Source organism: Acidobacteriota bacterium (assembly GCA_022340665.1).
GTDB lineage: Bacteria > Acidobacteriota > Thermoanaerobaculia > Thermoanaerobaculales > Sulfomarinibacteraceae > Sulfomarinibacter.
This window is the reverse complement of record JAJDNM010000090.1, coordinates 39,491-52,736: the sequence shown is the minus strand read 5'-3', so window position 1 is coordinate 52,736 and position 13,246 is coordinate 39,491. Positions and strand designations below refer to the sequence as shown.

Genomic DNA, 13,246 nt, shown 5'->3' with positions numbered 1-13,246 from the left:
TAGCCCGCAATATTCATGAATGATGCAGGCCGACGGCCACGAGGCAGCGCACCCATCCTACCAGACGGTTTCTCGCCTATCGCGCGCCGAGCACCGCCTCGATGATCTGCTGCTCACCCGCTCTTAGAACCGTCACCTCCACCGCATCGCCGGGAGCCCGAGCCTTGAGCAACTCCGAGTAGGAGCGAAGATCGGTGACCGGCTCGCCGTCCACTGCCACGATCACGTCTCCCATGGTGATGCCGGCGTCGTCAGCTGCCGAGCCCGGCATCACCTGATGAACCCGCACTCCCGGGCCCTCGAAGGCAAAGTCAGGCATGGTGCCCAGGCTGGCTCGTCGCTTCGCTTGTTGATCCGGAGGAGGTACGCCACCTCCTCGAGCTGCCGCGATGGTCACTGTCATTGGATCGGTGCGCTCCGCGAGATAGCCCACCGCTTCATGTGCTGCAGTGGTCACCACTACCATGCCCTCGGCATCGATGATTTCGGCACGATCCGACGGCCGGTGGTAGTCGGGGGTCGGCCCGGTGAAGAGTTGGACTGCCGGAATTCCTTTTTCAATGCAAGCCACCTGGTCGGAGGCGTCGAGCGGCTCGGATACCACCGCTACTGGTGCTCCAGTGGTGTAGCCCACTCCCATGAAGATGAACCTCCACTCACGTGCGGTGTCGGTGTTGAGCACGTAGAGCTTGCCGTCCGCCAGCCGGCCGACCGTATCGAGATTGACGCAGGCAAAAGGTTTCACATCCTCCGGCAGCGAACCTACCAGATGCCTGGATCCGAGCAGGCCGGCCTCCTCGCCGGTAACCACCGCGAAGATAACGGGCCGTGGGCGCGGAGGCTCCGCTGCCATCGTCCGAGCGAGCTCGAGCAGCACCGCCACCCCGGAGGCGTTGTCGTCGGCCCCGGGATGAACCCGGCCCTGGTTGCCTTCGCGCACGTCTGGCCAGCCCTTCCCGAGGTGATCGATGTGCGCCAGCACCATAACCGGCTGATCGCGGAGCGTCGGATCGCGGCCAGGGATGCGAGCGACGAGGTTGACGAGCTCCATCTGGCTCTCCTGCTCACCTCCGGTCCACGACCAGCTCTGACGGAAGCCATCATCACCAGCCGGACGAAGGCCGGAAGATTCGAGCATCGATTCGACCAGCGCGGTCGCCTTCACGAGTCCTTCTGAGCCCAGGCCGCGCCCTTCGAGCGACGGATCCGCGAGGATCGTCACTGTCCGCCTCAGAACCTCCGAGTCGTAGGCGGGCGGCAACTCCGCCAGTGGTGTTCTCGGCGGCAAAACCAACTCCGGCATCTCATCGTCCGAGAGGTTGCGCACCAGAGGAGAGGACAGTGGCTGCCACATTCCTTTGGCCACGTTGTCGGGCTCGGATCCGTGAAATCCGAGATAGGAGTACCTGGTGTAGTGGGGCAGCTTGCGGGCGAGGCCCGGGATCGCATTCGTTGGTGCCGCCGAAATCCACCCGACTGCAGATGCCGGATCGCCGGTGACACGAGCAACCAGGACCAGTGAATGATCGGCTCGCTCCAGCCGATCACCCACCAGTTTGACCGAGGTGGCGTCGACCGAGATACCTTGGTCGATCAGTCGGCCGGCAATCTCGGTGCCAAAACGGTTGCTCCAGCCGAGCACCCACGCCGGAGAGTCGGGTAGCTTGCCGAGCTCCGAATCGAGCACGATGCGTGGTTGATCCGGTTTCGCCCAATCGGCTGCCAGCTGGCGCCACGCCTCTTCCTCCTCGTCCGAAGCAGCCGCGGGCAGAACAAACAGCGGATCCTCGGCACCGAAAACCGTCGAGAGGGCTGGCGGCACCTCGAGGGGGTCGAGCCGACGCATGACGTCGAATGCCGGATCGACATCGACCCGCAGCGGGCGCGACAGGCACGGTATCTCGACGATGCAGTCCCTTCCGCAGTTGGCGGCTTCGCTCCAGACCGACTCCTCCTGGCCCTCGACGGTGACCGCAACCGGTACGGACACCGGATACGGATCATCGTCCTGCACCTGGCGGAGATGGACGGCGACCCGCCACGGTGCTTCACCCGGGGCACCCTCCTCGACCCGCGCTTCCCGGATTTCGAAGCTTGGAGCCCCTTTGCGCTTGACCCATTCCTCGATGAACGGGCCCCAGTCACCTCCGGTCTCGTCGGTGAAGGCGTTTGCGATGTCGGCAAAGGCAGCGCGGCTGAAACGGTGCGAACGGTCGAATTGTGCGAGCGCCGCCAGGAACGCCTCGTCTCCAACCGCGCGACGTGCCATGTGGAAGAGCATCAAGCTCTTTCCGTAACCGACCGCTTCCGACGCCGCCGACTGGCGGGAACCGAACTCGGCCAGTGGGAAGTCCTCACCCGCCGAGACCATATCCGAGAACTTCTTGAGAGTCGCGCGGCGATAGGTCGCCCCTTCACCACGCTGCTCGGCAAAAAGGTGATCCGCCATGTACGCGGTTAGACCCTCGCACCAGTTGCCATGCGCGAAGTCCACGTAGACCGAGTTTCCCCACCAGTTGTGCAGCAGCTCGTGGGGATAGGAAGACGTCAAGATCCACGGGAAGCGGATCACCTGGGGACCGAGGAGAGTGAACCCTGGCATGCCGTAGCCGGTCTCCCAGAAGTTCTCGACCAGGGCAAAAGAGGCGTACGGGTACGGCGGCAGCATGTGCTCGTAGAGATCGAGATAGCGCGCCGTAGCGTCGAGATATCGCTGGGCGAGGGCCGCGTCATCCTCACGAAGGAATGCATAGGCCTCGACCTTGCCGGCGACACGTCCGTACTCGTACCAGGGACCCGCTATGAGGTAGATCTCCTCGGTCGGGTGCGCGAGCCGCCATTCCGTCGTCCTGATTCCTTCCGAGTCCGTCTCGTGACTGGTGCGCCGTCCCTGCGAGACCACGTCCCACGGCGGGTGCAGCCCGCCGACCTCGAGATCGAAGGTCAGAAGCCCGTCACCGAACGTCGGCACCCAGAAGCTCGCTCCGGCAAGGAACACCCCCCGCTGATCGATGATCCCCGGTGTCTCCGAGAAGCTGCGCTGGTACTCCTCTCCCTGGGTGGAGAGCGGGTGGTGGATCTCGCCCCCGTAGTGGAGAACCACGGATCCAGAAGCCTCACCCTCGGGAATCAGGAGAAAGGCCTCCAACGGAACGTTTTCAGAAACGGTGTCGGTGGTCGCGTTGATGCCCAGAAAATTGGCCTCGACCGGCCCGTCCTGTTTTTCCAGCTGCCATCCCGGGGTCGCCACTTTCGGTTCGAGTCCGGCGTGCAGCACGAACCGAAAGGCCCCTGCATCGTCCGCCACCACGGCTTCGGCGAAGCTGACCCGATCGACGACCTGAAGGAGGCGCTCGGTGGGCTCGATACGAACCTTGATGTCGTGATGTACCGTAGCTGCTGCGGCGGTAGTGCAAAACGCGCAGAGCATCGCGAACAGGATCGAAAGACGATTCAAGCTGATCATCATGGCTCCCCCCGGCGGTCATTCTAACCCGCATCATTCATGAAGCGGACTCATGTGATTCAACGGTGGGAGCTGAGCTCGAGGGTCACGCTGGAGATCCGATTTCGATCTGATGTGCGAAGATCGCGTAACCTGTGGTGGCGACCACAGCATTGGAGACACCCATGATTACCGTCATATCAGGCACCAATCGGCCAGCTTCGAACTCCCGAAAGGTCGCCGCATTGTTATGCGAGATGCTCAACGAGGCCGGAGAAAGCACCGCCCTGCTCGACCTCGCCGAACTGCCACTCGAAGTGTTCGAGAGCACCAGCTACGCATCGGTTCCGCGCTCTTTCGCTACTTTTCAGTCGAAAATGCTTGAGACCGACGGTCTGCTGATGGTGGTCCCCGAGTACAACGGCTCATTCCCTGGTGTCGTCAAATACTTTATCGACATGCTCAGCTTCCCGGATAGCCTGAACGACAAACCCGCAGCATTCATCGGCATCTCAGCGGGCCGTTGGGGCGGTGTGCGAGCCGTCGAGCAGCTCGAGCTGGTCTTCCATTACCGCCGAGCTCACCTGTTCGGGAAACGTTGTTTCATCCCTTCCATCGGCCAAATTCTCGATGGCTCCGGGAAAATCACCGATCCGGAGATAGCCGATCGGCTTCGCGAAACGACCCTGGATTTTGCCCTATTCTGCAGGCAATTGTGTCGCGACACGGAATAATTCTGGACCGGATCCGGAGCCCAGGCCGGCTCGCAGTAGTGACTTCATGAATAATGCGGGCTAAAATCCCCGGTCAACGTGCAGAGTGAATTGGAGGCCCTGATGCTCATTCGCAGAATCCTCGTCATCACCGTCGCGGCCCTTCTGACCACAGGAATCGCGGTCGCCGACATGAAGATCGTGAAACAGACCCACCAGGACGGATTCACCATAATGGGCCAGACCCAGCCGCCCGAGGACAGGGAACAGACGACCTGGATCGGTAGCGACCGGATGCACATGGATCAGGGCGAACGCGCAACCATCGTTCGGCTTGACACTATGAAGCTGTACGTGATTGATCACGACACCCAGACGTATCACGTACTCGATCTTCCGATCGACCTCTCGACCTTGGTTCCGCCCGAGATGCAGCCGATGCTGGCAATGATGCAGTTCGAGGTGACGGTAACTCCGACCGACGAACACCAGAAGATTGGCGAGTGGAACACGACGCGTTTCGACATGACCATGTCGTCGCAGATGTTCACCATGAAGTCCACGTTGTGGGTTGCCAAGGTCGACGGTTATGACGCGGAGCAGTACTACTCGATGTACTCTCACCTCAATAGCCTGCAGCCCGGGATGGCCGATGCGGTCAACCAGATGCGCAAGATCGACGGCCTCGTCGTCGAACAGACCTCTGTCATGACCATGATGGGTAACGACGTCGGCACTGCGGAAAAGACGATTTCCATTGAAACCGTCGATGCGCCCTCCGGCACCTATGATCCGCCTGCCGGTTACACCGAAAAGCCCTTCGATTTCATGCAGCAGATGCAGGCGGGGCGCTAGCCCCCGTTATTCAGTTTTCGGGTTGCCAGGAGGCGGCGAGCAGCGTGACGTCGTCGTAAGGTGTGTGCCCATCGGTGAAGGCCTCGACCTCTTCCAGCAGGTAGCTGATCGCTCGATCCGGATCCGAGGGCGACTCCGCAACAACCCGTAACAGGCGGTCTTCACCGAAGAACTCTCCCTGCGGCGATTGAGCTTCGACCAGACCGTCCGAATAGGCAACAATCAGATCTCCCGGGTCCAGCCTGCCCTCCAGTATCTGGTGGCCGCCAATTCTCAGAGCTCCCAGCGGTACCCGATGTTTCGGCATGACGAGACACTCGACCTTTCCGGATCTCCGACGCACGATTGGAGGCGGTTGCCCCGCCAGGGTGTAGGAGAAGCTGCCCGTACCGGGACGGAATCCGAGATATCCGAGAGCAACGAAGCTCCCGCCTCGGATTTCGGTCCGTTCTCTCGCGCCGCGAAGAATGTAGAGTCGTTCGTTGGCCAGGCGTAGGAGCTTTTCGGGCTCGGGATTCGCGAGCGCCACGGAGTTTAACACCTCGTGAGCAGCCATCATCATCAGTGCTCCCGAGATCGATTTCCCCGAGACGTCACCGTAGACGACTACATGCTCTTCGTCGATCCGCCCCGGCAGCTCGGTGAAAAAATCGCCACCCACTTCCTGCGCCGGGCGGCATACCGCCGCCAGTTGCCAGCCGTCGGCCGTGCGGAGTTTGTCCGGCAACAATGATTCCTGGATAGATGCGGCAATCTTGAGTTCCCTTTCGAGCTCTGCACGGCGCGTACGCTCGTCGAGCAGAATGCTGGTCTCGAGAGCGATCGAGGCCTGATTGAGCAGACCCCGCAGCAGCTGCAACTCCTCGTTTTCGAACGCCGTTTGCCCGGTTTTTCCGGCGAGCAGAATCACTCCCACCGATCTGCGGGTGGTTGCCAGCAACCCGGTCAGCTCTACTCCGGAGGCACCGAGGCTCGACGCAAGATCCTCGACCTCGGGCGAGAGAAGGCGAAGGGGTGCGAGTTCATCGACCCTCACCAATGATCCCTGGCGTTTGAGCTGGTCGTGGAGAATACCGATGATCGGCAGCTCCTCCGGCAGGGTTTCCGGTCCCGCCTGGCGAACCAGCTTCCCCTCTGATACCAAATAGAGGGCCGAGAAGTGCAGGCGCAGGAGCTCCGGGAGCCGATCAACGAGCTGGGTCACGACCGGGCCGATCTCCACCTCCCGGGTGAACGCTTCCCCCATCTCGACCATCGCCCGTTGCAGCCGCAGCCTCTCTGCGAAGAAGAACCGATCCACCGGACCTTGGAGTCGTTGCCGGAGCGGTTCGAAGAGCAGCACGATCGCGAGGGCAAAGATGACCGGAAAATATGGGGACGCTGCGAGCTTTGTACCGCTGAAAATGAGATTGAATGAGGCGATCCCGAGGGCGTAGACCGCAGTCACCATGGCGGTGGTCACGGTGTAGAGCAGACTTTTTCGCAGTATCACCCTGATGTCGAGGAAACCGAATCGGATGATGGCGTAGGCGAAGGTAATCGGCACCAGGATCAAGGGAACGACACCGTAGAAGAGATAACGCTCAGTGTTCAAAAGCGTTGGGAACCCTACCGCCAGCACGATGAACGGCGCGACCCCGAAGAGGGTTCCGAGGAAGACCAGACCGGCGCCCCGACGCTGGGCTGCGTCCGGCAGATGTCTCGCCGAAAGGTAGAGCGCACCAAGGCCCAGAATCATGTAGCCAACCATCACCCACCAGTTGGTCATCGGCGCACCGCTGATCAAAGCCAGCGAGTTGCCCGTGAATCTGGCCCACAGAACTGTCCCCAGGTAGACCAGCGGCGGCACCAGATAGAGCGGCAGCATCCGGCTGCTGATCCGGTAGATCTTTCCGAGGAAGTCCGCGATCGGATCTCGTCTCCACTCCCAGATCGGACGGGGGAAGATCAGGAAGAAATGAAGAAATGCCGCCGGCAGAAACAGCAGGGCCATGGTGCCGGCCGTGATGACGAAATCATCAACCCACGAGTAGGAGGCCGGACGCAGGCGGCACACCAGGAATAGCATGAAGAGGGCGCACATCGTGAAAAAGACCCGCGCCGCCGGCATCCGGGGTTGCCGAAGGACGACAAACGTGCCGATGCCGAAGAAGAGAAAACCGAGCAGGGCGGCGTAGAGGTAGCTCGTATCACCGATTCGGCGACGGCCAAGCTCGACATCGACCTCAAAAATGCTCCCCCCCGATCGAACGAGGTACGAAACCGTATCGCCGATTTCGTGTTCGTTGAGGATCTCCTGAGCGTGGATATCCGAGTCGAGAAAGTTTCGGTCGATGCCAACTATCACGTCGGCGGGACGTATCCCCGCGCGGTCAGCGCCCGATCCGGGCACCACTGCCCTCACCACCCGCGCACCGGGGACATCCGCCTCCAGGATGACGCCGTCATACGGGTGCGGAAGGAACATGTCCGCAACCGACAGAGCGGCGATGAGGAAGGCGAGAATCCCTGGCGCCAACGTCAAGGTCAGACGCCGTTGCGATCGCTGCATCACAACATCATACGCTCGCAGAGGCAATCTTGTTCGCGACGACGTCTCAATTTTTTCAACATTCTCACATCTGTGATATGCCTACAGCTACTGTCTCAGTTTGATTTCAGTTGTGCCTCAATCCCGAAAAGCTGGTCCATCCACCGGCACAGCAAGGCGTTCAAAGGCAGCCACCAACGTCGCTCGCTGAACGCAGAGGACACCCTGCAGGCGGTCCCCATCGTATAGACGCAACCCGAAAACATCTTCCTCGTGGCTTGGCAGGAGACCGACAGAAATCACCCGACCTCCAACCATCCGGAATCGCACCATCCCTCGATTGGGGCACTTGTGGCCGCATCCCGGCTCGGCCCCTATGATGACCGCCACCAGTGATTCCAACCGCGGGTCATCGCCATCGATGTCGGTTTCGAATCCGGGATGAGAATCCCGAGGGTAGAGGTCGACGTGGACGACCTCGGCGTCGTCCGTCGCAAGGGCAGATGATAGATCCCGTGTACCGGCTTCGGCCGAAAGGGAGTGGATGAGCGTTACGAACACCAGGAACAGAATTCGGATCTCGCTTTTCACGTCGCGGCCTCCGCATGATCTCTTTCAAGCTTTGAGACCGTGCCGCCGGAAAAAGGTTCCATCACATGACCGCATCGAACTCGCCTCGATACCTCGCCACACCGCCGGCGGCGGGCAGTACGCCCGGCTGGAGTACGAGGATCATGAAGGCTTCATCCGGGACGCCTTCCCATTGACTGGTGAGGTCGTACCGCGACGCTCTCTCGAAACCGAAACGCGGGTAATAGTCCGGATGTCCGAGGACAATCACGAAGGGACATGATCGAGAACGGAGCATCTCGAGACCATGATTCACGAGATCCGAGCCGATGCCGTTTCCCTGGAGGTCGGGCAGGACGGCCATTGGCGCCAGACCCACCCCCTCGACATCGCCCTCCCCGCTCTGAATGACGACCGGTGTGAAGAGGATGTGGCCGACGACTCGTCCCTCGTCTTCGGCCACCAGAGAAAGGTAGTCCGGGCAGGAGGCTCTCAAGGAGTCGACCAACGCCGCTTCGGGACCGCCCTCGAATGCCGCCAGATTGAGGTCATGAACCGCCTCGAAATCCCCCGGTTCTTCACGCCGTATCGAGATCATCCGGAGGCCACGCCCGCTCGTTTGATCGATTTCAGTTCCGAGTTCGAAAATCCGAAATTCGAAATTCGCAATCCGAAATCAGAATTCGGCGACGTCACCTCACCCAACTCTGGTTGTAATTGATGTCCTCCACCGCATCTGCGAACGGTGTCGGCAACAGGGGCTTGAATGTGTCGATCATGACCGCCAGCTCATCGGTGCGCTCCCTTCCGATCGAAGCCTCGTAGGTGCCTGGATGTGGGCCGTGCGGAAGGCCTCGCGGATGCAGAGTCAGCGACGCAGGTCCCACTCCTTTTCGCGAGGTAAAGTTTCCATCGACGTAGAATATGACCTCATCGCAATCCGGCGAGGAGTGGGGGTAGGGACACGGGATCGCACCCTCCGCAAAATCCACCACCCGCGGTACGAACGAGCAGACGACGTACCCGTTGCCAGCAAATGTGGTGTGGACCGTCGGTGGCAGGTGGATGGCTCCTGTCTTGGGTTGGAAGGCGAGAATAGGAAAGGCAAATGGCCAGACCTGCCCGTCCCACCCAACGACGTCGAACGGATGATGGGACATCTCGAAGGCAGTCAGCACGCCACCGTTCTGGACAATGAGCCTGCGCGGGGCCTCGCGCTTCTCCATACCCCCGTCCGGCCATTCGGGCTCTACGAAGTCGTGGTGGGTGAACGGCGCATACATCGAAAGCTGCCCCTCCGGCGCCCGATACTGCGTGGGCACGCGCAAGGGTGAGCGCGCCTCGATTGTCAGGAGTGTCGCCGCCCCGTCAAGCAGCCAACGGTGCGGCAGGCCGTGCGGCACGTAGACGTAGTCCTTCTCCGTAAAAGGCACCACGCCGAGCGCGCACTCGATCCGACCGGAGCCACGATGCACGAAGGTCAGTTCATCTCCGTCGGCATTGGCGACCAGAGTCGGCTCGCTTTCCGTCGGCCGACTCAACCACACGCCGATGTCGGAATTCGAAAAAAAGAGCTGGCGTGAGAGCAGCGGGCTTCCGCCCCCGCCGCCCTTCTCGCCCAGGTAGTGACTTCGGCGCAAGGGTCCGGTGCGGATACCCTCGGCCCAGCCTGGATGACGTCCGAGGTCTTCCTCCGTCTCCACCCAGTGTGGGGGGCTCCGGTGCCAGAGCATCGTGTAGATCGATTCGAACCCGGCACGGGTGAAACAGTGTTCGTAGGTGAGCTTGCCTTCGACCTCGAACACGGTGTGAGGCTTCCTCGGGACATCGCCACGTGTGAGCCTGTGGATCATTTGTTATCACCACTTCCCGATTTTGGATTTTCACCACCCTCCCCGCCCGGGTGACGGGCGGTTGGGCCCCAAATCCGAAATCCGAAATTCGAAATCCGAAATTCCGTCTTCATGATCCTGCTCCCGCATCGAGCTGTTTCTGAGCCGCTTCACGTTCGACCTGGTCGCGCTCGATCGATTCGAAGAGCGCGCGAAAATTCCCCTCGCCGAAACCCCGAGCACCGAACCGCTGAATCACCTCGTAGAAGAAAGGACCTGCGATGTAATCATCGTAGAGCAATCCACCCTCGACCATAAAGATCTGAAGAAGGTACCGGTCGTCGCTACCGTCCGCCAGGAGACCGAGGCGCCTCAGTTCATCCACGTCATGGTCGAAGTTGTGCACCTTTTGGCGAACCAGACGCTCGGGAAGCATGTCGTAGTAGGTTCCCGGGGTGTCGAGAAACTGGATGCCAGCGCTCCTCAGCTGATCGACCGCGGTCGAGATGGCCGGCACGTGGAACGCGACGTGCTGTACCCCGGGACCCTGGTTGGCCTCGACAAAGGTGTAGATCTGGCTCGCTTCGTAACAAGGCGTCACCGGTTCGTTGTTGGCGAGCTTGATGCCAGACTCAGGATCCCACATGACGGTGGACGCGAGTCCCGACCCCCCTGTGTCGGGGTTGATGTCCGCGGTGTGGAAGTGAACTCGCCAGTATTCTTCGAAACCCATCACATCTCGAAGCCAGGTCACGTGAGGCTCGAGGGTCAGGAAGTTGGACGTGATGTGATCGATGACCTGAAAGCCGTTCGAGTTCTGCTCCGAAGCAGTGCTGTTCAGAGAAAAGCCGGGTGGAAGTGCGTCCGACGCGCGTTCAACGAACCGGAAACGGACGTCCCCCAACGGGGTGGCGATGTCGAAGAAGCGATACGGTCGATCCTCCCCGTCGGTCGCGTCAATCACATCAGATACGAAGGTTGCGTTCCGCTCGGCGAGGATCGCCCTCGTCGCGTTGACGTTTCGCACTCTGAAGCCGACAACTCTGACGCCATCGGGGTGCCGATTGAGCCAGCGATCGGACGCCGAGTCCCTCTCTCGCGGCGTGACACAGACACATTGTGCCTTGCCGGCAGCAAACATCACGGCGTCCTCGCCCCGGAGCGCCGCCTCATGCTCATCGAGGCTGGCAATCTCGGGCACATCTATCATTTCGCTGTAGAACCGCCGGCTTCGTTCCAGGTCTGCAACCACGAACTCGTAGGTGTCGTAGCCGATGATTCCAATGCCGGAGCCCTTTTTCTCGCCCATCTTTCGCCTCCTCAAGAAGTGCCCCAGCATAACAAAGCGGGGACTGAGACGCGATCACTCGAGAGCGCAGAGGAGCAGAGGGGGCGGTCCATTTACCTCTCCTTTTCTTCTTTTCCCGTTTTCCCTTTTTCGTCACCGCCCTCGGTGGCGATCGCAAGCCCCATGACTGAATTGACCGCTCCGGCAAGGGCAATGACTACACCTGCCGGTCCATCTCGAAAGCCGCGGCGGATGAGGTACGAGTACGCAAACGCCCAGGAGGCGCGCGCGGCAAGAACCGGACCCGAAGAACGGCGGCCCTCGTCGCGATAACGCCTGGCCTTGATTCGGTGGTAGTCCATGCGAATAACCTCACCGAGGTCCCGGTAGCTGTAGTGGTGCAGGCTCCCTGGAAGGGTCCTCACAGTCCCTTTTGGCGACACCGTCTCGTGAACCGCTGCAGCCGAAAAGTCGTGGTGCCCTCGGTGAAACAGTCGTACCACCCAATCCGGATTCCAGTGGCCGTGGCGGATCTCCCGCCGCCCGATAAAGGGCCGCCGCCTGATCCGCCAACACACCGACGGATCCTGATCGCACCAGTCGATGGTCTCAATGGCCGAAGCGGCCTCGTGATCGAGCACTTCGTCGGCATCGACAGACAGAATCCAGTCGTGGGCGGCCCGAACCACTGCGTGTCGCTTCTGCGACCCGTACCCATTGAACGGCCGTTCGAACCAGCTCGCACCGTGATTATCCGCGATCTGGCGAGTGCCATCAGTCGAACCGGAGTCCAGAACGAGGATTTCGCCGCAGCAATGGAGGGCGGCCAGCACCCTGTCGAGATACTCTTCGGCGTTCCGTGTGATCACCACTCCCGTCAGTGGTGGCAAAGAGCTCACGCGGGCTCCAGCGCGGTCCCCGCCCGGCGGATCACACCCTCGTACGCGGAAAGGACTCCAGCTGTCATCGCTCCAGGAGTCCACCTGGCAACGCGCTGACGTCCGAGCTCTCGGAGTTCGCGCCGTGCGCGCGGATCTCGTAGCAAGCTCACCACCGCCTCCGCCAGGGCTTCGACATCCGTCGCCCCGACGGACAGCCCGGCATTACCGAGCACCTCCGAGTTGCCCGGAAGATCGGACGCGACAACCGGCGTTCCGAGGGCCATGGCTTCCTTGATGACCGCACTCGACCCTTCCCCGTCAACACTCGGTGCGACGAGAACCGTGCATGCCTGCATCAGGGCTGGAACATCACTCTGAAAACCCGTGAATCGGACCGACAGCTCCAACCCGGCCCTTCGCACCTTGTGCTCGAGGCGGCGCCGTGCCCGGCCCTCACCAACGAAGAGAACGATTGCGTTGGGCGTGGAGGCGAGAATTCTCGGCGTCGCGTCGATCAGTGTTCGCTGTCCTTTCTGACGCACCAGTGCACCGACCAATCCGACAACCGGCGCCTCTGGTTCGATTGCGAATTTCGCCTTGACGAACGCCTTGGCCTCGGCGGACTCGCTGTTCCGCAGATCATCGAGATCGACTGCCGACGGCACGATGTGGCAGTCCTCCACGCCTGCGCGGCGCAGCATTCCGCCGATTTCGGAGCTGACAGCGATCCACCGATCGACGCAACGGTATTTCCATCGCTGGCCGGAAACACCGTGCAGGGGGTATGCAACGCGGCGGTGACAGACGACCTTGAGATGCGCGTGCACCAATCGCGCCAATGCAGCCAGACTCAGGGCGTGCGAATCATGGGCGTGGACGATATCCGCGGTGCGAGTCTTGAGGGCGGCCGCGGCGGCGCCAGACGGGAACCAGGCATTCAGGAGCGGGATCGGTTCGACCGGCAGACCGGCCGTTTCACAGCGACGATGCAGGGCACCCCCGGAACGCGCGAAGAGTCGACTCGCGACGCCCACGCGGAGAAGCTCCCGATGTAGGAGGAAGACCTGGAGCTGACCGCCCCGCCAGCTTCTGGAGGTGTCGATGTGAACGACTTCCAGCATGGATTCGGACT

10 protein-coding genes are annotated in these 13,246 nt (G+C 61.2%); 2 read left to right on the top strand and 8 right to left on the bottom strand.

Translation table 11 applies throughout. The features are described 5' to 3' along the window. Window positions 1–76: 76 nt before the first annotated feature. On the bottom strand, window positions 77–3,469 hold the full coding sequence (locus LJE93_10685; GenBank protein MCG6949367.1) for a M20/M25/M40 family metallo-hydrolase: 3,393 nt from the start codon (window positions 3,467–3,469) through the stop codon (window positions 77–79). 161 nt (window positions 3,470–3,630) lie between these two features. Here LJE93_10685 and LJE93_10680 point away from each other — a divergent pair, with 161 nt between their 5' ends. Both LJE93_10680 and LJE93_10675 read left to right on the top strand, forming a co-directional pair. Continuing rightward, window positions 3,631–4,179, top strand: a complete 549-nt coding sequence (locus LJE93_10680; GenBank protein ID MCG6949366.1) for an NAD(P)H-dependent oxidoreductase — start codon at window positions 3,631–3,633, stop codon at window positions 4,177–4,179. Between the two features lie 102 nt (window positions 4,180–4,281). Beyond that, window positions 4,282–5,013, top strand: a complete 732-nt coding sequence (locus LJE93_10675) for a hypothetical protein (GenBank protein ID MCG6949365.1) — start codon at window positions 4,282–4,284, stop codon at window positions 5,011–5,013. A gap of 10 nt (window positions 5,014–5,023) precedes the next feature. On the opposite strand, the gene LJE93_10670 is transcribed toward LJE93_10675, so the two are convergent. The 7 genes from LJE93_10670 to LJE93_10640 all read right to left on the bottom strand — a co-directional run bounded on the left by LJE93_10670 (window position 5,024) and on the right by LJE93_10640 (window position 13,235). Next, window positions 5,024–7,564 carry a SpoIIE family protein phosphatase gene (locus tag LJE93_10670; protein MCG6949364.1) on the bottom strand — a complete coding sequence of 847 codons (2,541 nt, stop codon included), beginning with the start codon at window positions 7,562–7,564 and terminating at the stop codon, window positions 5,024–5,026. 117 nt (window positions 7,565–7,681) lie between these two features. Beyond that, window positions 7,682–8,134: a hypothetical protein gene (locus LJE93_10665; GenBank protein MCG6949363.1), complete on the bottom strand. Its 453-nt coding sequence runs from the start codon at window positions 8,132–8,134 to the stop codon at window positions 7,682–7,684. A 61-nt stretch (window positions 8,135–8,195) separates the two neighbouring features. After that, window positions 8,196–8,711 (bottom strand): N-acetyltransferase, encoded by a 516-nt coding sequence (locus LJE93_10660; protein MCG6949362.1) that lies wholly within the window; start codon window positions 8,709–8,711, stop codon window positions 8,196–8,198. A 94-nt stretch (window positions 8,712–8,805) separates the two neighbouring features. Beyond that, the gene (locus LJE93_10655; protein ID MCG6949361.1) at window positions 8,806–9,966 is read right to left on the bottom strand and encodes a homogentisate 1,2-dioxygenase; all 1,161 of its coding nucleotides are present in this window, start codon (window positions 9,964–9,966) and stop codon (window positions 8,806–8,808) included. Between the two features lie 109 nt (window positions 9,967–10,075). After that, window positions 10,076–11,254, bottom strand: a complete 1,179-nt coding sequence (locus LJE93_10650; protein ID MCG6949360.1) for a VOC family protein — start codon at window positions 11,252–11,254, stop codon at window positions 10,076–10,078. A gap of 92 nt (window positions 11,255–11,346) precedes the next feature. Further along, the gene (locus LJE93_10645) at window positions 11,347–12,132 is read right to left on the bottom strand and encodes a glycosyltransferase family 2 protein (protein MCG6949359.1); all 786 of its coding nucleotides are present in this window, start codon (window positions 12,130–12,132) and stop codon (window positions 11,347–11,349) included. Continuing rightward, entirely contained in the window at window positions 12,129–13,235 is a 1,107-nt protein-coding gene (locus LJE93_10640) for a glycosyltransferase family 4 protein (protein ID MCG6949358.1), read from the bottom strand. Before LJE93_10640 ends, LJE93_10645 begins: the two co-directional genes overlap by 4 nt. Window positions 13,236–13,246 lie beyond the last annotated feature (11 nt).

Excerpts from the sequence above, each read along its gene's own strand:
- LJE93_10685 (MCG6949367.1), bottom strand. The coding sequence starts at position 3,469 with ATGATGATCAGCTTGAATCGTCTTTCGATCCTGTTCGCGATGCTCTGC.
- LJE93_10680 (MCG6949366.1), top strand. The coding sequence starts at position 3,631 with ATGATTACCGTCATATCAGGCACCAATCGGCCAGCTTCGAACTCCCGA.
- LJE93_10675 (MCG6949365.1), top strand. The coding sequence starts at position 4,282 with ATGCTCATTCGCAGAATCCTCGTCATCACCGTCGCGGCCCTTCTGACC.
- LJE93_10670 (MCG6949364.1), bottom strand. The coding sequence starts at position 7,564 with ATGCAGCGATCGCAACGGCGTCTGACCTTGACGTTGGCGCCAGGGATT.
- LJE93_10660 (MCG6949362.1), bottom strand. The coding sequence starts at position 8,711 with ATGATCTCGATACGGCGTGAAGAACCGGGGGATTTCGAGGCGGTTCAT.
- LJE93_10655 (MCG6949361.1), bottom strand. The coding sequence starts at position 9,966 with ATGATCCACAGGCTCACACGTGGCGATGTCCCGAGGAAGCCTCACACC.
- LJE93_10650 (MCG6949360.1), bottom strand. The coding sequence starts at position 11,254 with ATGGGCGAGAAAAAGGGCTCCGGCATTGGAATCATCGGCTACGACACC.
- LJE93_10640 (MCG6949358.1), bottom strand. The coding sequence starts at position 13,235 with ATGCTGGAAGTCGTTCACATCGACACCTCCAGAAGCTGGCGGGGCGGT.